Origin of the sequence: Bacillus sp. JHAA (assembly GCF_036961585.1) — a bacterium.
GTDB classification, from domain to species: Bacteria; Bacillota; Bacilli; order Bacillales; family Bacillaceae; genus Bacillus; species Bacillus velezensis.
Map to the genome: position 1 here is coordinate 684055 of NZ_JBAMDE010000001.1, position 20491 is coordinate 704545.

A 20491-nucleotide genomic window follows, 5' to 3' on the forward strand; every position below is an offset into this window, starting at 1 on the left:
TTTGTATTCAATAAATGATATAAAATACGCCGTCTGGTTATGCTATAGTGATAGAATCATTTGTTAAGGTGGGGGTCATGGAATGAATAACGCTGATTCAAAGGCCGCCCGCGCAGGCCTCGGCATGGTACTGATTCTCGGGACGCTCGCTTCATTCGGGCCGCTTTCGCTCGATATGTATCTGCCCGCTTTGCCTGAGGTGGCGGCCGATCTTCATACGACAGCGTCACTTGCGCAGCTGAGCCTGACGTTTTGTCTTTTGGGGCTGGCGGTCGGGCAGATCGTTGTCGGGCCGCTCAGTGATATGATCGGGCGCCGGAAGCCGCTCATTCTGTCATTGCTGCTTTATACGCTGTCTTCTTTATTATGCGCCTTCAGCCCTTCTGTTTCGTTTTTAATTGTCATGAGGTTTATTCAAGGATTCACCGGGGCGGCCGGAATCGTCATCGCACGGGCGTCCGCACGCGATATGTATTCCGGAAAAGAATTGACGGCTTTTTTCTCATTACTGATGCTCGTCAATGGGGCGGCACCGATTTTAGCGCCGATTACAGGGGGATTTATCCTTCAGTTCGCCGGCTGGAAAATCGTATTTGTCGTGCTGGCGGTGATCGGCTGTATCATTTCTGCCGCCGTGCTTACGGCGTTGCCTGAATCACTCCCGCCGGAAAAGCGGACAAGCGGCGGACTCCGGGAGACGCTGATGACGTTTCGCGGCCTGCTTGGCGACCGGATGTTTATGGGATTTGCGCTCAGCCAGGCATTTGTGATGACCGGCATGTTCGCATATATTGCCGGATCGCCGTTTGTACTGCAAAACATCTACGGCGTATCGGCGCAAATGTTCAGCCTGCTGTTCGCCGTAAACGGTGCGGGAATCATATGCGCCACTCAAATCACCGGACGGATGGCCAAAACACATGATGAACGGAAGCTGTTTGTCTCCGGGCTGTTGATCGCCGTCATCGGAAGCATCGCTTTGCTTTTATCACTTGCGTTTGGTTCAGGCCTGACGGCGGTCTGCATTTCTTTATTCATCATTGTTTCTTCTGTCGGGATCGTCACGACGACGGGGTTTTCTCTGGCTATGCAGAAACAGGAGAAAGGCGCGGGAAGCGCTGCAGCTCTTCTCGGACTCCTGCCCTTTATCGGCGGTGCGGCTGCCGCTCCCCTGGTCGGTATTGCCGGAGAAGAAAATGCCTGGCCGATGGCCGTCAGCATTTTCGGTTTTCAGTTCTGTGCCGTTCTATCCTATGTCCTGTCGGCCAAACGAAAAACAAAGTAAAGCCCGCCGCTTTTTGCGGAGGGCTTTTTTTCTTATCCGGCAGCGCCTTTTTCCGAAGAAGCCGGCTCACGCTTCAGGCGTTTTTTAATACCGAAGTGATAATACGCGTAACAAATGATCATCAGCGGGACGCCGCAGTACAGACCGATACGCTGGTCGGGGATAAAAATGAGACTGATTAAGATAAGACCGTAAACCGAAAATCCGAGAATCGGCACGATCGGATAAAGAGGCGTTTTAAATGCCAGGTCTTTCAGATTTCCTCCTTCAGCGAGAAAGCGTCTCCGGAAAACGAATTGTGAAGCGCAGATTGACATCCACGCGACGACGGTAATCATACCGGAGATGGAAATGAGCCACACATACACCGTTTCAGCCGCGAATACACTTGTCAGCAGGGATAAACCGGAGATAGCGATGGTGATGGAAAGAGCTTTCAGAGGCACGCCTTTTTTCGTCAGTTTCGTTAAGGAAGCGGGGCCCATCTTAGTTTTTGATAGGGACCACATCATTCTGGACGAAGCGTACAGCCCGGAATTCGCCACCGACAGCATGGCGGTCAGAATGACAAAGTTCATGATATCAGCCGCATAGGGAACGCCGATTTTATCCAGCACAGCCACAAACGGGCTTTCGATGACGCCTGCCGTTTGGTACGGCAAAATGGACACGAGAACAAACATCGCCAGCACGAAGAAAAACAGCGTCCGCCATATGACGTTTCGGATTGAGCGGGGAAGCGTCTTTTCCGGATTTTCGCTTTCTCCCGAGGCGATTCCGACCAGCTCGGTGCCCTGGAATGAAAAATTCACCATGACAAGGGTAAACAGCACGGCTTGGGCACCGTTCGGGAAAAGCCCTTTGTCCGTCGTAAAGTTTGACAGATACGGAGCCGTCTGCCCGCCGTTAAAACCGACAAAGCCGAATACCGCAGCGCAGCCGAGAATAATAAACAATACAATGGCCATGACCTTAATGCTGGAAAACCAAAATTCCATTTCCGCAAAACTCCGCGCAGACAGCGCGTTAATGGAAAAAATGACGACGCCGAATACAAGGCACCACACCCAAATCGGAACGGCCGGAAACCACCGCTGCATTAAAATCCCCGCCGACGTCAGTTCAAGCCCCACTGTATTGGCCCAGCTGAATGCGTACATCCATCCGATCGTAAAACCCGTCGACGGCCCGAGAAACTTTGCGGCATACGCTTGAAATGATCCTGCGACCGGCATGGCGACCGCGAGCTCCCCCAAACAAAGCATCACCAGATACATTAAAAATCCGCCGATCACATAAGCCAATATCGCGCCGATCGGTCCCGCTTCACTGATCGTAAAACCGGAGCCCAGAAAAAGCCCCGTCCCGATCACGCCGCCGAGGGCGATCATAAACAAATGCCGGCCCTTCATCGTGCGCTGCAATTCAGTTTGATTGGTATCTCCCTGCATATACATCCTCCTTATTCCGTTATGTCAGCCATTTGTGCGTATGTCTAATCGGTAGCTGTGCAAAAGGTGCATTGTCGTCTGCTGAATGAGCTCCGGCAGCACATGGAATGTGTACGGCTTGTACACGCGTTCCGTCCATTTATGGCCGTCCTTTCCGTATACCCCTATATTGACCGACGGAATATTCAATTCCCTGATTTCTTTAAAAGGAATCGTCCCGATGACATCCCAGCCCGGAAAATTATCGGTAAAGGCGGAGACCTCCTCGTCTGTTTCATGCAGCGATAAAAAGCTTCCGTCCGCTAAATAAGGGAAAAACTTTTTAAAGACGAATGTTTCTCCGGTTGATGCCGCTGTTTTATCGACCGCTTCTTGAATGACATGCTGCAAGAGCCGGTCCCGTGTGCTCTCTTCTTTCAGATAATTGTGCGGAAGGTAAGGCGGCGCATAGAAAATAATGACCTTGGCTCCCTGCTCAGGATCGAGTTTTTGCAGTTCCTCGACGGCTTTAAAGCATCTCATCCGCAGTTCAAGATGTTCATATGTTTTAAATGCCTGCTCGATACACTGTGCAGGGTCTATCCCGCGGCTTCTAAGCCTTTTCAGGTAATCTTCCAGACTGTACACTTGAACGTTCCATGACATCTCTTTTTTCGGCAGGCTCGTTCTCTCACAGTATTCGTCGTAATAATCAGATAATTTTCGTTCTGTCTCTTTGCAAGCTTCGTCAGTCACGGCGGTCAGCTGATCCATGACTTCTTTGGCGGTTTTCTCGTAAATAAAATAATTAAAATAGACATAGCTGCTGACGGCGGTCTGCACGTTATACGCTTCCTTGTTGTCACGCTGGTACAGGCAGGTCGGCGGAAGCACAAGCTCCCCTTCAATGTTTTCCGCCATATGAATATTGTTGTGAATTCTTCTGGTGATTTCTGATGCGATCAAATTCGGATCGATGCCGGACAGCGTATCACCGACATGCACCTCCCGCCCGTAAATCGCAAAGCAAGGCAAAAGCTTCCCTGCCGCGCCCGTGTAGATGTACCTTGTCGTGTCACCCTCATACAGCGGGGTGATAAAATCGTTATTAATCGCTGCTAAATAACGAAGCTGCTTTTCTTGTTTCAGCCGTTTTAATTCAGAAATGCTGGTTAAAATGCCGGAATGCTGGCTTTCTTCATCGGGGTTTGCCATGAACAGAATATGGCCCGGCAGCTGATCGCGCCGTTCAGAAAAGTGAAGCAGATTGGCGAGATGAACGGCAATACCGCTCTGCATATCAACCGAACCCCTTCCGAACATCCACTCGCCTGAGCGGGCGTCCCGCTGCACATCCCGATCAAATTCATAGTTTGAGAAATACTCCGCGAGACGGTCGGAATCAAAAGCGATATCTTTTAAAGGGCCGAAATCCTCGATGCCGACCGTATCAAGATGAGCGTGATAAATGACCGTATTCAGGCTTTCGCCGTTTCCCTCAATAAATGCGAAAATATTTTTGCGGCCGTAAGGGTCCTCAGGAATCGCCTGCTCCCACACATGTGACGGATTCTCCTGAAAGTAGGGAAAGCTCTTGATCATATCTTTGATATAGTCGGCTTTTTTTCCTTCTCCCAATGTGCCGTTGATGCTGTTTAACGCCACCAGTGATTTCGTAATGGCTTCTATTTTCTCCTCCGGAAGCATTTTGCTGAGCTGCTGATACATGTTCCATCCTCCTTACCTTCATATAGAGAAAATAGCGCGACTCTCTTTTTCATCGCGCTATTTCCGAAAGATTAATAGGCTTCAGACGTTGTTTTTGCCTGCATATGAAGAATCAGATAGTCAGGTCCTCCGGCTTTTGAATCGGTTCCTGACATATTGAAGCCGCCGAACGGCTGGTATCCGACAATCGCTCCCGTACATCCGCGGTTGAAGTATAGATTCCCGACGTGAAAATCTTCGCGGGCGCGTTCAATGTGCGCACGGGTTTTCGATAACAGAGCGCCCGTCAGTCCGTAATCGGTATTATTGGCAATCTCAAGCATATGGTCGAAATCACGGGCTTTTGAGATCGCGACGACCGGCCCGAAAATTTCCTCCTGCATCAGGCGGGCGTTTTCATCAACATCCGCAAAAATGGTCGGCTGAATAAAGTATCCTTTTGAATCATCACCTTCGCCTCCCGTCAGGAGTTTTCCTTCTGTTTTGCCGATTTCGATATAATTCATGACTTTATTATAAGATGCTTCGTGGATAACTGGCCCCATGTATGTATCAAAATCTTCCGGACTTCCGACGGTGAGTGATTTTGTTAAAGCGACGGCTTTTTCAACAACTTCATCATAGACGTCCTGATGGATGACCGCACGGGAACCGGCTGAACATTTTTGGCCTGAGAATCCGAAGGCGGAATACACGATTGAGGAAGCGGCAAGGTCAAGATCAGCATCTCTGTCTACAAGCACCGTATCTTTCCCTCCCATTTCGGCAATGACCCGTTTCAGCCACTTTTGGCCCGGCTGTACTTTTGCGGCGCGTTCATAAATACGGCATCCAACCGCGCGGGAACCTGTAAACGACACAAATCTCGTCTTCGGATGCTCAACCAGATAGTCGCCGATTTCTCCTCCGTCGCCCGGTATGAATTGGAGCACGCCGTCCGGCAGGCCCGCTTCTTTCATCACTTCAACGAATTTCGCCGCCACGACAGGCGCCGCATCCGCCGGTTTCAGCAGTATCGTGTTGCCTGTTACGATGGCTGCCGCCGCCGTTCCCGCCATAATCGCAAGCGGGAAGTTGAATGGAGAGATGACGATCCCCACCCCAAGCGGCTCATAGTGATACTGATTATATTCTCCGTCACGGCTCTTTACAGGGGAACCGTCTTTCAGTTTCAGCATCTGACGGGCGTAATACTCTAAAAAGTCGATCGCTTCCGCCGTATCCGCATCCGCTTCCTTCCACGGTTTTCCGGCTTCTTTCACTAGATACGCGGAGAATTCGTGCTTTCTTCTGCGGATGATCGCCGCCGCTTTAAACAGCACATTCGCGCGGTGTTCCGGCCGTACTTTTTTCCATGTTTGAAATGCCTGCAGCGCAGCCTGCATGGCCTTTTCCGCAAGTTCTTTTCCGGCGGCCGATACAGAACCGATCACTTCTTTTTTATCTGCCGGATTGACGGAAATGATCTTTTTATCCGTTTCAATCGCTTCACCGTTGATGATAAGCGGATAATGCTTGCCGAGCTGTGAATTCACATAAGCCAGCGCTTCCTGAAACGATTGTTTATTTGTCTCTTCCTGAAAATTTGTAAATGGTTCGTGTGCGTATGAAACTGTCATTAGAATTCCTCCCCGTATTTTGTAATGTGTGCTCACGCTTTATAAGATGCAAGAAGCATACCAGCATAGCAATTTGTGATAAAAATAAGAAAATCTTTGCCGAAAGCGGACGAAGCTTGTCCGAATCTGTCAGCTGCAATCTGAAAACGCAAAGAAATTTTGCGATCCGCTATATAACTGATGCAAAATCTCTTTGCGGATAACACTTATACCCAGCCGCGGAAACGGGCCGCTTCAGCCGACTTTCTGATGCCCGTCATATAGGCGGCCAAACGCATATCGACTTTGTGGGTATGCGCTGTCTGATAAATGGATTCAAACGAATTCACCATGACGCTGCGCAGTTTTCCGGCGACTTCCTCCTCAGACCAGTAAAAGCCTTGATTATTTTGCACCCATTCAAAATAAGACACCGTCACGCCGCCGGCGCTTGCCAAAATATCCGGCACGAGAAGCACGCCTCTTTCATTCAGAATTTTCGTGGCATCTATCGTTGTCGGGCCGTTTGCCGCCTCCACAATGATTGAGGCTTTAATGTGATGGGCGTTTTCAGCCGTAATCTGATTGGAGATTGCGGCGGGCACGAGAATATCACAGTCCTTTTCCAGCAGCTCCCTGTTCGTTATGACATCCGAGAAGAGATTCGTCACCGTGCCGAAGCTGTCCCGCTTATCCAGCAAGTAATCAATGTCAAGGCCGTCAGGGTCATACAAAGCGCCGTGGGCGTCTGAGATGCCGATCACCTTGGCGCCGGCGTCATGCATAAATTTAGCGAGAAAGCTCCCCGCATTTCCGAACCCCTGAATGATGATCCGCGCATTTTCCAATGGAATCCCTTTTTTCTTAACGGCTTCCTCAATACAAATCGTGACGCCTTGCGCGGTCGCCGTCTCCCGCCCCTGTGAACCGCCGAGAACGATCGGTTTGCCCGTAATGAATCCCGGTGAATCAAATTCTCTCAGGCGGCTGTATTCGTCCATCATCCATGCCATAATCTGCGAGTTGGTATATACGTCGGGAGCCGGAATATCCTTTGTCGGACCGACGATCTGGCTGATCGCACGCACATATCCGCGGCTCAGCCGTTCCAGCTCTCCGAATGACATCGTCCGCGGATCACAGATGATGCCGCCTTTTCCGCCCCCGTAAGGAAGATTTGTGATGCCGCATTTTAAAGTCATCCAGATGGAAAGCGCCTTAACCTCTTCTTCACTGACTTCCGGATGAAACCGCACGCCCCCTTTTGTCGGGCCGACTGCGTCATTATGCTGTGAGCGGTAGCCCGTGAAAACCTGTACTGAGCCATTGTCCATTTTGACAGGGATGCGGACGGTTAAAAGCCGCATCGGCTCTTTCATCAGTTCATACATATTGTCAGGGTATCCCAGTTTTCGCAGGGCCTCTTTTATGATCGATTGTGTTGACAAGAACAAATTAAGAACTTCTTTTTCTTCATCTTTCTGATTGCTTTTAGAAATCGGGTTGGCTGACATGTTTTATCACCTCATCGTATTTTACGTGTAAGCTTCAATTACCGGCAGAACAAAATGTAAGCGCTTTTACACCAAAACCCATCAATCCCTTTCACATTGTCGTTACGCCCCTTTTTATATGCAAGATTCATGCCAGGTTTTTGCTTATAAAAAAAAGAGACTGTTGTCAGCCTCTCAGATTAAAGAGAAAGGGGATTTGAAGACGTATACAGAAGAAACCTTACTGCTTTTATTAAAATTTAATACGTCTTAAACGTACAGAAAACGTTGTTTCTTTGAAGGGGACACTATTTAGAGATATACCTCCTCCCATTTGCTCTACTAATCTCTTAGTAATCGTCAGCCCCAATCCGCTTCCCTGATAATTGGTATTTCTCGAGTCCTCCAATGTGTACATTCGTTCAAAGACACGGTCTTTATGCATTTCTTTTATTCCTTTTCCTTTATCTGATATTTCTACAAAAACATCATTATCAGTTATTCTGATCTTTAAACCCACCATCTTACCATCGGAACCATATTGAATTGCATTCGTAATTAAATTATTCAGAACCCTCTCAATTGCATCTTCATCTCCGCTAACAAAGACAGAATCATCGGGTATATCAATCACTACTTCAAATTCTTTGCTAATTAAAATTTCGTAGTAATCCAAAATTATTTTTCGGCTGACTTCACATATGTCAATTCGTGAAGAATTTAATTTTTTATCTCCTGACTCTAATTTTACAAGTTCAAAAAAACGGTTTATTAACGCTAATACCTCGACCGTTTTTAAATTAACTGTTTTTAGTAAACTCATAACCTTTTCCGAAGTCAGACTTTTATCGTTATTTATAATTTCAATATAACCTAGTATAACTGTTAAAGGCGTCTTTAAATCGTGTGAAATATTTGATAACATTTTTCGCATGGACAGTTCAATACTATTGCAGTTCCCTTTGATCTTTTGATTATGGTCTAAAAGACGGTTTATTTGAATTAACAAGGATTTTATATATTTATCTTCCGTGTTAAGCAATAATCTTTCGCCTGTCTCTTCATTAACAACTTTTCGAAGTTTATTTCTTATATATTTAATCTCAGTCCTTAGATTTAATCGGCTTCGGAAAAGAAATATATTTACTGCTGCAGAGCATATGAATAAAATAACCAACATATAAAACAATTTAAAAATCTCCCAACTTATAACCGATTCCCCACAAAGTTTTTATGTACATTGGATGAGATGGATCGTCCTCAATTTTCTCTCTAAGCCGTCTAATATGAACATTAATTACATTCTCATCTCCATGATACTCATCTTCCCATACGGATTTATAAAGTTGAGACTTAGTATATACTTGTGAAGGATTAGAAATAAAGAGTTTTAAAATATTAAATTCTTTTGCCGTGAGATTAATCTTTTCATTGAATTTTTTAACAGAAAAGCCATGCAGGTCAACACTTAAATCACCTATTTTAATGATTTTTTCTTCCTTTGAAGACAGGGAGCTCTTATAGTGTCTTTCTCTTCTAATGGTTGCTTTAATTCTGGCTATTACCTCCAGCATAGAAAAAGGTTTAGAAATATAATCATCAGCCCCGAGGCCGAGACCAAGTGCCTTATCTACATCTTCATCTTTTGCAGACATGATAAGAACGGGAACCATACTTTTGGAACGAATCATTCTTAAACATTCCATCCCATCTATCTTCGGAAGCATTAAATCCAACAATATAACCTCAAACTTTTGGGTGTTCAATATGTCTAAAGCTTCTTCACCATTAAAAGCTGCTGTTACTTCAAACCCTTCTTTCGTTAAGCTTTCGCTTACCATATCGCTTATGAATTGGTCGTCTTCTACAATTAATATTTTGTAACCCAAGCTTTCCGCTCCTTAAATATAAAACTGATATTCTTAATTCACTGTTTATTTCAATCATTATACAGATAATTAATCTCATTATAATTATTTTTTATACAAAAGGAGATAAATATTCCAAAACATTTTAAATACAAACAAATAAGACAACCATTCTTCAATAGGGGGAATTGTTGTCTTGTGTTTTTCTCTTTTTATCTCACCTTTATCGAACCATCTTCACTAGATAGACTTACTTTATTACTTCCCGCGCCAATTTCACCTTTTTTCAGTTTTACGCCATCATGGCTCTTATTAAGCCCATCTAGATCAAACGTTACATCAGAATTACTCTGAGCAAAAACAGCAAGTGAAGTTGGCGCTTTTTTATAAGATACACCTATATCTCCTGATTTCGTATTTACTGATAAAGATTTTCCCTCTGTTATGTCCTTGATTGAAACCGTCCCATCTTTAGAGGTAATCTTTACATTGGAACTATCTATTTCCTTCATCTCGGTATCGCCGCTTGCTGATGTTATATTTAATTCCTCAAAAGAACTATTTTCCATACTTAACGATCCATCCCTGGATGCAAATTTTCCATTATCAGCCGAAACATTATTGATTTTTTCCTCACCGGAATGATTTTCAACGACAATATTTTCAGCTGAAATTTCACTTAAATGTATAGTCCCATCTTTATTGGTTATTTCAATATTGTTCATACCTGACTCGGGAACATTAATATAGATTGTGCCGCCCTGCTTCCCAAAAGTAAATCCATCCAAAAAGCCGCCATTCTTTTGTTCTTTTTGAGTAACGACCAAACCCCTCCCATTTTCTTGAAATGTAACTGGAGCCTTATCTTTCTTCTTCCCCTCAGCAGATATTGTTGCCTTATTTGAATTACTCTTTTTAAACTTCACATCCCATGAGTCAATATATACTTTTAAAGTATCAATTTTTTCAACATTGTAGGACACGTTCTTTTTAAAGTTTTTTGTATCTGTCTTATAAAGGCTTAAAACAATTCCGCCGATTACGATTAACACTGCACAAGATGCTATAATTTTCTTCATTGTAGAATTTCTCCTTTTATCTACAATAAATCTTTCTGATCCACCTTACGGTAAGAAAGATAACCCACTAAAAAACCAAATAAACAAAGTATAATTGGAATGATAATAAATTGGCTTAAACTGACTGTTTCTCCTCCGTCGGAAACTGTTGCATTGATAAGGACCCCGATTATGACAGCCCAAGTGATTGTAGCAGAAGTTGATTTTTTTCTCATGCCGAAAAATAAAGGAATCAGACTCACTCCTCCCATCATAAAAGCGGTGAGAAGAGTCGATGGCATAGCGGAAATAACTTCACTCATTTCAACAGGCTTCTCGAATAAATATAAGTGCGGACTCACGAAGAGAATTAACAAGTTAATAACAAACGTAGCAATAACAATACTTACAAAGCAGAATAGGAAGACAATAGATAGTTTAGCTTGCATTAATTTTTTTCTTTGTAAAGGATAAGTAAACAGCAATTGTATTGTTTTATTTTTATATTCATCAATAACTAAACGGGATAAAATCACAGCAGAAAAACTAATAAACACAATTCTAATTAAAATATTAGTTAGAGATATAAAATCTGCATAATCACGAAACATAAGTTCATTTTCATTTTTAGATTCCCATCCCATAAAAGCCGCTAAGGCAAAGATGATGAATATCCAAAGTGCCACCCATTTAAAATACTGTGATAAGTGATGTTTTTTGTACTCTAATTTCATAAGTTTTAACATGCTAATAGCCTCCAGCAGAAGAATTTAAGACAATGCAAATAGGTGCATAACACAGACGGGCAATCTATCTAATGTGTATTCCCTCCCCATTCATAGAATTTAAGAAGTATTCTTCTAAAGAACTGTGTTTTTTATTTATACTTTCTATACCAATGTCATTCAGAATAAGTGCTTTAGAGATTTCTTGTTGTGTAACTGCTGTTTCATAGATACGAATTAATTGTTGATCAATCATTTTAAAATTTCTTATCCCCAGATTTTGCTCTAAAATATATAACGCTTTTTTTATATTTTGGACTTTTACCTCTATATACTCTGTTTGTTTTCCGTTTATACTCTTCATAGAAACTTCTTTTATTAACTTGCCATTCTGTATGATACCAACAGTATCTGACATTTGTTCCATTTCGGCTAAAATGTGACTGGAGACTAATAATGTAATTCCATATTCTCTGCAAAGTAATTTAAAGAGATCCCTCAACTCTTTTATACCTATTGGATCCAGGCCATTAATCGGCTCGTCTAAAATGAGAAGTTCTGGTCTTGTAGAAATAGCTCTGGCTATTCCTAACCTTTGTTTCATTCCTAAAGAAAACTCTTTCACTTTTTTATTATCAATATTATGTAACTTTACAAGCTCGATGGCGTGGTCAATGGATTTTTTATCGTAATAGCCCATATATTCACAATGGAAATCTAAATTTTCTTTAGCAGTGAGGTTGTCATAGAAAATGGGATATTCAATAATGGTGCCCATTCTTTTTAAAACTTCAAATGACGTATCTGTTAATTTCTCACCGAAAATTTCTATTTCCCCACTTGTTGGCTTGATTAAATTTGTAATCATTTTCATAATGGTTGTTTTACCTGCACCATTGGGACCCAAGAATCCATAAATCTCCCCTTTTTTCACGTGCATATTAACCCCGGAAACAACTTCTTTTCCTTTAAATGTTTTTGTAAGCTGACTCGTTTTTAAGATGTATGTCATTCGCTTTCCCCTTTCCATATATACTCCTACTATATAAAGGAAAGTTCTCTTTTCTCTTAAGCAAATATTACTTTTTTCTTAAGATTTTTCTAATTAAATCCTATCCCCATTCTATAAATCATTTTTTATTTTTTTAGGATGCATGATGTCCGTAGGAGAAGAAAGGGAGGATCTCTTAAATTTCAGGTCCCTAACTGACCGCCATCTTCCAAGACATTTTTGATGAAATTGCTCTTCAGGCCAGCAATCATGATATAGTGGGCGGTCGTATCTTATTCACTGGCTCCACTCATATCAAAGTCAATAAAAACACAAAAACGAAGACATCCGCTGTCTTCGTCTTGTGCGCTATCGGTGAGCCGTCTGCCAGTCAAATCCGATGGTGTCATCATTCCACGGGATTCTTTTTTCGTCAGGCTGATCCGGATTGTAGGACATTGTCGTGAAATAAATAATGGTCAGCGGGGTTTCGCCCAGCACTCTGTACCCGTGTGCGACGCCTTTGGGAATGAGAAGGAGCATCGGATTGTCTTCTCCCATGTAGTAGACATCCGTTTCTCCCTTGGTTGCCGACTCTTCGCGAAGGTCATGCAGCACGACCTGGGCGTGGCCCGTCGGAAAAAACCATAGGTCATCCTGTTTCTCATGATAGTGAAACGCTTTAATGACGCCGGGATAGCTTTTGGACCAGGAAGCCTGCCCGAAACGCTCTAAGAGATGTTCATCGTCACGGACGAGTTCTGAGAAAAAACCCCGGTCATCGCTGTGTTTGATCAGCTTTTTGATTTTTACGCCTTCGATCACTTGCACTGTCCCTCCCTTTGTAAATAATCATGCAGCGCTTCCCGCCAATGCCTCATCCCGAGCCCCTGCCGTTCAATCGACTCAAGACTCAACACCGAGTAAGCGGGGCGCGGCGTCTCATTTCCGTATTCCTCCGTCGTGACGGGCAGCACGGCGGCGGTTCTGCCGCTTTCTTCAAAAATAGCCTTGGCAAATTCATACCAGCTGCACACTCCGCTGTTTGCGGCATGGTATAAGCCCGGCGGCCTGTCAAACAGACCGATCACCGTTTCGGCTAAATCTTTTGTATACGTCGGCGCTCCGACTTGATCGTTAACGACACGCACCTGATCATGTGTATCCGCAAGCTTCAGCATCGTATTGACAAAGTTGTGCCCGCCGCTGCCGTACACCCACGATGTTCTGATAATGGTGTGGTTTTTTCCCGTCAACCGGATCAGTTCTTCGCCGAGTTTTTTGCTTTTTCCATAAATCGTGCCCGGATCTGCGGGATCATCGGTCTGGTATGGCCGTGTTCCTTTGCCGCTGAAGACGTAATCGGTGCTGATGTGAATGAATTTCGCGCCGGTGTTTTCAGCCTCAAGCGCGGCATAATAAGCGCCGATTCCGTTTATTAAATACGCTTTGTCGAGCTCCGTTTCACATTTGTCAACGGAGGTGTATGCCGCCGTATTGACGACGATATCCGGCTTGTAATGGCTGAACGAGTGCCGCACCGAACGCTGGTCGGATATGTTCATCATCGCTTTTGTCAAGGCGATCACTTCATACCCTTCCCGCTTCAGCTGGCGGCATAACTCCCGCCCCAGCTGGCCGGCCGCTCCGGTTACTAATACCTTCGTCAATCGGATCCCCTTCTTTCCGATTAGTCTTGGCTGTCTGTATACCAGCGAATGGTTCTTCTCATTCCTTCTTCAAATGTGACGTCCTGCCGCCATCCCAGCTCATTTTTCAGCTTTGAAGCATTGATGGCGTAACGGCGGTCATGCCCTTTTCTGTCTTCGACATGAGCAAACCGTTCCTCGACACCGAGCTCCTTCATGATAAATGACGCAAGCTCTTTATTCGTCCGTTCATTTCCTCCGCCGATATTGTAAATGTCACCGAGTGTTCCTTTTTCCAGCACGAGCTTAATGGCGCGGCAATGATCTTCGGCAAACAGCCAGTCTCTGATCTGCATCCCGTCGCCGTACAGCGGAACCGGCGTGCCGTTTACGGCATGCCTGATAATGGTCGGAATCATTTTCTCGTGATGCTGGTACGGCCCGTAATTGTTGCTGCACCTTGTAATGATGGCAGGAAGCTTATGGGTTCTCACATAAGACATGACGAGCAGGTCTGAGCTTGCCTTGCTGGCCGAATACGGATTGTTCGGAGAAAGCGGCGTCGTCTCTGTAAAAGCGGGATCATCCGGCGCCAAATCTCCGTACACCTCATCTGTGGAAATGTGAATCAGCCTGCCGGCTTTTCCCTGTAACACCGCGTCCGCCAGTCGGTATGTGCCCATTACATTTGTTGTGATGAACGGCTCTGCCTGATTTATGCTTCTGTCCACATGGGATTCAGCCGCAAAATGAATGACAGCGTCATACATTTGGGAAAAAACTTTGTCAATGTCCTCTTTTTCCGAAATGTCACCTTTGATAAAACGAAAACGGCCGTTCTTTTTTAAGGCTTCTATTTCAAGCGGCCTGCTTGCATACGTGAGATTATCCAGGACGGTAATCTGCGCATCTGTTTCTTTCAGCATCATCTTTGTAAAGGTAAGGCCGATAAATCCGGCGCCCCCTGTAATTAAATATGATTTTGGCATGATTAATGCTCCTGTCCTTTCTGTAATGCCTGATGCGCCAGGCTTCCGGCGAGGTAGAGCGATTCATGCGTGCCCGCATCCACCCACCAGCCCGTTAACACATCATACGTCAGCTCACTGTGTTCAATGTATAAATTATTGACATCCGTAATTTCCAGTTCGCCGCGTTTTGAAGGGGAAATTTGTTCAATATAAGAAAACACTTCTGCGTCGTACATGTAGATCCCTGTGACGCATAGTCTGGTCGGCGGCTGCTCCGGCTTTTCAATGATCGACTTGATCCGTTTGTTTTTCTCATCAATCTCGGCGATGCCGAAGCGCTCCGGATCGTCCACTTCTTTCAGCAGCACTTTCGCTCCTTTTCCCTGCTTTGCGAAACGCTCCGTATAAGGTTTTAATGAATCTTCAAAAATATTATCTCCCAAAAGCAGAACGAACGGATCGCGCCCGGTAAACCGCTTTGCGTATGATAAACCGTCGGATATGCCGGATGCGGCGGGCTGAACCTGATATGTGATTGAGACGCCGAGCTCTTCTCCGGTTTCGAGAAGTTTATGAAATTGCGGAATGTATTCTTTTTGCGTAATCAGCAAGATATCCGTAATCCCCGCTTCTTCCAGCTTCATGACCGACCAGTAAATCATCGGATATGGACCGACAGGGAGTAAATGCTTATTGACCGCTTTTGTCAGCGGCATAAGGCGTGAGCCGGTGCCTCCGGCTAAGATAACACCTTTCACATGAACACTTCCTTACGTGTGGTTTTATCACAAATCATAAAGAATCGCCGCAGCCCGTTTGATGCCCCTGCCGTCAACCAGCGGCTTTCCGTTTTGATGAAGCCCGGTCCGCAGCGGATAATCAGCGGCCATGTCAGACATATGCCGTGCGAGAACGTCCGGTGATATGCATTCACCAAGGCCGAGATGAACGGCGGCCCCCCGTGCGGCGAATTTTTCCGCCGTCTCAGTTTGATGCTCCACTTGAGAAAGTACGATGCAGGGCACACCTGTACAAATGGTTTCATATAAAGTGATCCCGCCGGACACGACGGCCATATCAGCCCTCGAAAGAAGCGCGGCCATGTCATTTGTCTGCCTTACCATCTCGGCATAAGGCATTTGTGTAAGATGCGCGCGCACGTCATCAGCATGAGCCGTGGCGCCGCCCATGACGATGATCACTCGTTTTCGATGAATGTCGGGGATGCGGCGGCATGCTTCCATCACTTTAAAGACAAGCTTCTTCGGGTCGCTTCCTCCTAACGAGACCAATATGGTCCGGCATTCTTTTCTCAGCTGATAAAGCTGTTTGGCTTTTTCAAAACCCGGATGAAGAATCATATATTCCGGGCCTTCATATACCGCGGCGCTGCCCATTTGAACCGTCCGGCTTTTCAGCCCTCCGTAAATGCCGTTTATAACGGCATCGCATAAATGAATGACATGTTCCCGTTTTTCTTCAAATAAGACGATGCGTGCCGATGAATGCTTTTTGACTTCCTCTAACCAGTCACACGGCATATCGAGCAGATCGAATATGAGAAGGTCAGGAGCCTGCCTGTTTATTTCCCGGACAATAAATTCCTTCTGTTCCTTGTCAGGCTTGATGATCACTTCCCATTGATCAGAAGACAGATAAGAAGAAGCCTCTTTATTTGTGTAGAACGTTATTGAGCAATTGTTCTTAATGGCACCGGCAAGCAGCTTCATCCGGACCGCGTGCCCCATGCCGATGTCACGGCCTCCGTCCGCGAAAATCAAAACCCGCATGCTAATCAGCCTCTTTTTGCCGGATCATTTGATTAATGGCCCTGAGCTCCGGATCACGATTCAGCAGATGGATCAATTCTTTTGCCGGAATATCAGGACGCGAGCCCGCTTTTACGTACAGCTCGCGGGCCAGCCTGTAGTCCTCTTCTGTATCGACGGTCATCCGCAAGTGAGGAGCCCGGAGTTCCTGCGGAGGCTCAGGAAAGAGAAGCAGGTACTTCTCAGGAGATTCTCTTATTAAAAGCGTGACATGCTCCTGGTATTTGTCCGCCAGCGTTTTGTCGGCATTGATCTCCGTTAAAAGTCGCGCGTTTACCGCCTCGCCGCCGATGCCGAGCGGTGTACCGCAAATATACGTGTAGTCTGCGTGCTGATCTAAATGCGATTGAATCAGAAAATCAAGCAGCGAAGGGTCGACAAACGGGTTATCCCCCGTCAGTCTGACTGTGATGTCCGGTTTAACTTGTTCGATGACTTGTGCAAACCGGTCAAGCACGCGCTGCTCGCTGCCGCGGTGCACACGGTAGTTCTTGCTGATGCAGTGCGCAGACAGAATGTCGTCGGTCTTGCTGTCAGACGAGGCGACGATCAGATTATCCCGCGATTGATCATAATACGCGCTTTGCCGAACCCTTTTGACAATCATATCGAGGATCGTATACCCGCCGATCGGTTTCAGCACTTTGCCGGGAAGACGCCCGCTTCCCATCCGCGCCTGAATGATAAACAAAATGTCAGTCATCATATGGGCTGCCTTTCGTCAAAAGGTCATCCCAAGTGATGCCCGTGTCGGCGGGGATATCCCTGACCGCACGCGCGCCGTCAGTTAAAAGCTCAAAATATCTCGGGTGAAGCCCCTGCGGTTTTTGGCCGGGACGAAGGACGGCAAGGTTTTCCGCCGTAAAACATTCGCCTTTTTGAATCGGCGCCGTTGAAAAAATGCCTCTGTAAGCGAACCTTCTGATATCCCCTTCAATCGGTGTCGTGGTTTTATGGGAGCTTCCCGACAGCACTTCCGGCACCGGAGCGTGATGCCCCCGCCGCAGTTCCGCTTCAACTGAGCGGATCGCCGCAACCATTTCTTTTAATTCATCCGGATTGAGGGCGAAGGAGTGATCAGCACCGGGCAGGTTTTTATCGATCGTAAAATGCTTTTCAATCAGTTTCGCTCCGAGCCTGACAGCCGCGCACGGCACATCATACGGATGGGCGCTGTGATCGGAGAAACCGATCACTGCATCCGGGAATGCGGCGGCAAGCATGGGAATGACGCTCAGATTGCTGTATTCAGGCGGCGCGGGATATTTCGCTACACAATGCATGATCGCAATTTCTGTGTTCCCCTCGCCGGTAATGGTTTGATAAGCCTCCTGAATATCTGAAATATCAGCACCCGCGGTGGAAAAGATAATCGGTGTCTTCAGTCCCGCAACATATTTCAATAACGGCAGATGATTCAGCTCGTAGGAGGCGATTTTAAAGGCTGAAGGGGAAGTCGCATACAGTAAGTCGGCAGAGCCTTCGTCACAGACCGTGCTTAAAAACAGCACGCCTTTTTTCTTACAATATTCAAGCAGCGGTTCGATCCATTCGGCGGGCATTTCCATTGATTGCACCAAAGAAAAAATAGAGACGTTTTTTCCCGCAGCGGTTTTGTACAAGCCGGGGTCTTTCTGATACATTTTGTCAGCCTGAAACATTTGGAACTTGACCGCGTCCGCGCCGGCCTCACTGGCCGCACCTATCAATTCAAACGCCTGGCTCAGTTTTCCGTCATGATTAATTCCGGCTTCGGCGATGATGAATACGGGCGAACCTTCGCCGATTGACTTCGTTCCGATTTGGCATGATGCCATCAGTCCGCCTCCTTCCCGGGCCACACATGATAGTAGTAATAGGACGCATCCGCTTTAAATCCCATTCTTTCATACAGGCGGATGGCTCTTACATTGTGGAGCTGCGTTCCCGCTGATACAGTCTTATGCTGAAAGCGCAATGATTGTTCAATCACGTGCGCCGCTAAATGGAATCCCGCTCCCTTTCCTTCAAATCCCGGCTTTACCGCCATCAGATCAAGGACGAATTCATCGCCTTTAGACAGCCCCTGAACAAAGCCCACAGTCTCTCCCTTATATGTGGCGGCGAATTGTAACGAAGCTCTGCCTTCCGCATTATTCCGCGCCCACTCTTCAAACAGGCGGTTTGCACTTTCATAGCTGAGATGGGGGTCTTGGTAATACCTGCTTTTTGTAAAGGCGTCGCGGGCCAGCCGGCTGATCGCTTCCGTGTCGCCGGGTCCGGCTTCTGTAATCTCAAATGGCGGCGTGCTGTTATATACACGCACCGGACTGACGAGCTTGAGAAGACTCCCTACAAAATAAGCGTTCGGAAGCTGCTGAACGACCTGCATCGCGCCGATATCTTCAGCCGGTATTTTAATAAATATAAAATCAGTGCCTGCCGCCCGCCTTGCCGCGTAAAATTCCTGAAACAGCCTTTTGAGCTGTCCGGCGCTGTTTGCGGCTGCAAGCTTCACATTGATGATATTTTTTCGGAACAATTGACTTTCCCACGAAGAGTTTTCATATAAAATCACGCCTTGAAGGCTGTTTTCTTCCAATAAACAGAGCGACGATTCATAGGCTTCCGGCTGGATGCCCTTCTGATGCAGGAAGGTATGAATCATGTCCTGCGCAAGATTTTCCCTCAGTCTGTACACCTAATCAGCCCCTTTGACGATATCCGTAACGGCTGCAATGACGTATTCAACGTCGTCATCTGTCATTGACGGATAAAGAGGGAGTGACACGGTGCGGTGATAATACGCGGCCGCGGCCGGAAAGTCAGTTTCCTTATACCCGTACGTTTTTTGATAATACGGATGGAACGGAACCGGAATAAAATGAACACTTGTGCCGATATTATATTGGTCTTTTAAAGCGGAAATCAGATCGTTCCGGCTGACCCCGGCCTCCTGCTCCTCTATTTGAAGAACATACAGATGCCATGCATGCCGCCCGTCATCACTGACATGCGGGATGGTCAGCCCTTTCATGTGTCTGAAGGCGTCCTGGTAGCGGCTCGCAATGTCGGCTCTTCTTTGCTGCATGCTGTCAATCCGTTTCAGCTGATGAAGCCCAAGCGCTGCCTGAAGATCAAACATATTCATTTTATAGCCGGGCGTTTCGACCTCGTAGTACCAGCTTCCGTTTGAAGAATAGCGGTTCCACGCGCCTTTGCTCATGCCGTGAAGGCTGAGCACCCTGATCTGATCGGCAAGCCCGTCATCGTCCGTCGTCAGCATGCCGCCTTCACCGGTTGCCAGGTTTTTTGTCGCGTAGAAGCTGAATGCCGTCGCATCACCGATTGATCCGATCATTTTCTGTTTGTAAGTGGTATACACGGCATGTGCGGCATCCTCTAAGACAAATAACTGATGCTTTTCGGCAATGGCCAGAATCTGATCCATATCACACGACTGGCCGGCGAAATGAACGGGTACAATCGCCTTTGTCCGCGGGGTGACGGCCGCCTCAATTTTTTCAGGGTCTGCATTCAGCGTAAGCGGATCGATGTCAACAAACACCGGAACGGCGCCTGTGTGCACGATTGTATTGGCTGTTGAACTGAACGTCACGGCAGACGTGATGACCTCGTCGCCGGGACCGATCCCTTTCGCCTTCAGGGCCAAAAACAAAGCGGCGGTACATGAGTTCAGCGCGATCGCGTGCTTTGCCCCCGTCCAGGCGGCAAAGGCTTTTTCAAACGCCTCTACTTTCGGTCCCTTTGAAAGCCAGCCCGATTCAAGCGTATCAATAACCTCCTGAATTTCGTCCTTCCCGATCATGGGCAATGAATAGGGAAGAAAAGCTGATCTTTTTTGCACCATTTTCTTTGCGCTCCTA

19 protein-coding genes are annotated in these 20491 nt (G+C 46.3%); 1 reads left to right on the plus strand and 18 read right to left on the minus strand.

What is annotated here, in order from left to right; genetic code table 11:
- Positions 1-82 precede the first annotated feature (82 nt).
- Positions 83-1285 (plus strand): multidrug effflux MFS transporter, encoded by a 1203-nt coding sequence (locus tag V7728_RS03520; protein WP_015240794.1) that lies wholly within the window; start codon positions 83-85, stop codon positions 1283-1285.
- A 32-nt stretch (positions 1286-1317) separates the two neighbouring features.
- On the opposite strand, the gene V7728_RS03525 is transcribed toward V7728_RS03520, so the two are convergent.
- The 18 genes from V7728_RS03525 to V7728_RS03610 form a co-directional block, all read right to left on the minus strand.
- Complete coding sequence (locus V7728_RS03525; RefSeq protein ID WP_012118711.1) at positions 1318-2736, minus strand: amino acid permease; 1419 nt, start codon at positions 2734-2736, stop codon at positions 1318-1320.
- Between the two features lie 24 nt (positions 2737-2760).
- Complete coding sequence (locus V7728_RS03530; RefSeq protein WP_099567176.1) at positions 2761-4443, minus strand: M20 family metallopeptidase; 1683 nt, start codon at positions 4441-4443, stop codon at positions 2761-2763.
- 71 nt (positions 4444-4514) lie between these two features.
- Positions 4515-6062, minus strand: coding sequence for an L-glutamate gamma-semialdehyde dehydrogenase (gene pruA / locus V7728_RS03535; protein WP_015240796.1), 1548 nt, complete (start codon positions 6060-6062; stop codon positions 4515-4517).
- A 206-nt stretch (positions 6063-6268) separates the two neighbouring features.
- Positions 6269-7555, minus strand: a complete 1287-nt coding sequence (locus V7728_RS03540) for a Glu/Leu/Phe/Val family dehydrogenase (RefSeq protein ID WP_007407680.1) — start codon at positions 7553-7555, stop codon at positions 6269-6271.
- Positions 7556-7787: 232 nt separating this feature from the next.
- Positions 7788-8723: a sensor histidine kinase gene (locus V7728_RS03545; protein WP_076424692.1), complete on the minus strand. Its 936-nt coding sequence runs from the start codon at positions 8721-8723 to the stop codon at positions 7788-7790.
- A 1-nt stretch (position 8724) separates the two neighbouring features.
- Positions 8725-9423 carry a response regulator transcription factor gene (locus tag V7728_RS03550; RefSeq protein ID WP_012118715.1) on the minus strand — a complete coding sequence of 233 codons (699 nt, stop codon included), beginning with the start codon at positions 9421-9423 and terminating at the stop codon, positions 8725-8727.
- A 191-nt stretch (positions 9424-9614) separates the two neighbouring features.
- Positions 9615-10481: a DUF4097 family beta strand repeat-containing protein gene (locus V7728_RS03555; RefSeq protein WP_072589687.1), complete on the minus strand. Its 867-nt coding sequence runs from the start codon at positions 10479-10481 to the stop codon at positions 9615-9617.
- A 20-nt stretch (positions 10482-10501) separates the two neighbouring features.
- A complete protein-coding gene (locus tag V7728_RS03560; RefSeq protein WP_025285445.1) occupies positions 10502-11206 on the minus strand; it encodes an ABC transporter permease in 705 nt (234 codons plus the stop codon).
- Between the two features lie 64 nt (positions 11207-11270).
- Positions 11271-12197 carry an ABC transporter ATP-binding protein gene (locus tag V7728_RS03565; protein WP_025285446.1) on the minus strand — a complete coding sequence of 309 codons (927 nt, stop codon included), beginning with the start codon at positions 12195-12197 and terminating at the stop codon, positions 11271-11273.
- 348 nt (positions 12198-12545) lie between these two features.
- Entirely contained in the window at positions 12546-13001 is a 456-nt protein-coding gene (locus tag V7728_RS03570) for a dTDP-4-dehydrorhamnose 3,5-epimerase family protein (RefSeq protein ID WP_003150986.1), read from the minus strand.
- Positions 12998-13846 (minus strand): dTDP-4-dehydrorhamnose reductase, encoded by an 849-nt coding sequence (gene rfbD / locus V7728_RS03575; protein WP_015418465.1) that lies wholly within the window; start codon positions 13844-13846, stop codon positions 12998-13000. The genes V7728_RS03570 and rfbD overlap by 4 nt, the downstream gene beginning before the upstream one ends.
- A gap of 20 nt (positions 13847-13866) precedes the next feature.
- Positions 13867-14814 carry a dTDP-glucose 4,6-dehydratase gene (gene rfbB, locus V7728_RS03580; protein WP_007407684.1) on the minus strand — a complete coding sequence of 316 codons (948 nt, stop codon included), beginning with the start codon at positions 14812-14814 and terminating at the stop codon, positions 13867-13869.
- A 2-nt stretch (positions 14815-14816) separates the two neighbouring features.
- Positions 14817-15554, minus strand: coding sequence for a sugar phosphate nucleotidyltransferase (locus tag V7728_RS03585; protein ID WP_012118722.1), 738 nt, complete (start codon positions 15552-15554; stop codon positions 14817-14819).
- Positions 15555-15581: 27 nt separating this feature from the next.
- Positions 15582-16586, minus strand: coding sequence for a PseG/SpsG family protein (locus tag V7728_RS03590; protein WP_099567177.1), 1005 nt, complete (start codon positions 16584-16586; stop codon positions 15582-15584).
- Between the two features lies 1 nt (position 16587).
- Complete coding sequence (locus V7728_RS03595) at positions 16588-17328, minus strand: cytidylyltransferase domain-containing protein (RefSeq protein WP_189318605.1); 741 nt, start codon at positions 17326-17328, stop codon at positions 16588-16590.
- Positions 17321-18442, minus strand: coding sequence for an N-acetylneuraminate synthase family protein (locus V7728_RS03600; protein WP_099567179.1), 1122 nt, complete (start codon positions 18440-18442; stop codon positions 17321-17323). Before V7728_RS03600 ends, V7728_RS03595 begins: the two co-directional genes overlap by 8 nt.
- Complete coding sequence (locus V7728_RS03605; protein ID WP_032868197.1) at positions 18442-19305, minus strand: GNAT family N-acetyltransferase; 864 nt, start codon at positions 19303-19305, stop codon at positions 18442-18444. The genes V7728_RS03600 and V7728_RS03605 overlap by 1 nt, the downstream gene beginning before the upstream one ends.
- A complete protein-coding gene (locus V7728_RS03610) occupies positions 19306-20475 on the minus strand; it encodes a DegT/DnrJ/EryC1/StrS family aminotransferase (RefSeq protein WP_012118727.1) in 1170 nt (389 codons plus the stop codon). It lies immediately after the preceding gene.
- Positions 20476-20491: the final 16 nt, after the last annotated feature.

What these genes read in the sequence shown, in the direction of transcription:
- V7728_RS03610 (WP_012118727.1), bottom strand. Translation starts at nt 20,475, where the DNA reads ATGGTGCAAAAAAGATCAGCTTTTCTTCCCTATTCATTGCCCATGATC.
- V7728_RS03595 (WP_189318605.1), bottom strand. Translation starts at nt 17,328, where the DNA reads ATGACTGACATTTTGTTTATCATTCAGGCGCGGATGGGAAGCGGGCGT.
- V7728_RS03600 (WP_099567179.1), bottom strand. Translation starts at nt 18,442, where the DNA reads ATGGCATCATGCCAAATCGGAACGAAGTCAATCGGCGAAGGTTCGCCC.
- V7728_RS03525 (WP_012118711.1), bottom strand. Translation starts at nt 2,736, where the DNA reads ATGCAGGGAGATACCAATCAAACTGAATTGCAGCGCACGATGAAGGGC.
- V7728_RS03520 (WP_015240794.1), top strand. Translation starts at nt 83, where the DNA reads ATGAATAACGCTGATTCAAAGGCCGCCCGCGCAGGCCTCGGCATGGTA.
- V7728_RS03530 (WP_099567176.1), bottom strand. Translation starts at nt 4,443, where the DNA reads ATGTATCAGCAGCTCAGCAAAATGCTTCCGGAGGAGAAAATAGAAGCC.
- rfbB (WP_007407684.1), bottom strand. Translation starts at nt 14,814, where the DNA reads ATGCCAAAATCATATTTAATTACAGGGGGCGCCGGATTTATCGGCCTT.
- V7728_RS03565 (WP_025285446.1), bottom strand. Translation starts at nt 12,197, where the DNA reads ATGACATACATCTTAAAAACGAGTCAGCTTACAAAAACATTTAAAGGA.
- V7728_RS03540 (WP_007407680.1), bottom strand. Translation starts at nt 7,555, where the DNA reads ATGTCAGCCAACCCGATTTCTAAAAGCAATCAGAAAGATGAAGAAAAA.
- V7728_RS03560 (WP_025285445.1), bottom strand. Translation starts at nt 11,206, where the DNA reads ATGTTAAAACTTATGAAATTAGAGTACAAAAAACATCACTTATCACAG.
- V7728_RS03590 (WP_099567177.1), bottom strand. Translation starts at nt 16,586, where the DNA reads ATGCGGGTTTTGATTTTCGCGGACGGAGGCCGTGACATCGGCATGGGG.
- pruA (WP_015240796.1), bottom strand. Translation starts at nt 6,062, where the DNA reads ATGACAGTTTCATACGCACACGAACCATTTACAAATTTTCAGGAAGAG.
- V7728_RS03555 (WP_072589687.1), bottom strand. Translation starts at nt 10,481, where the DNA reads ATGAAGAAAATTATAGCATCTTGTGCAGTGTTAATCGTAATCGGCGGA.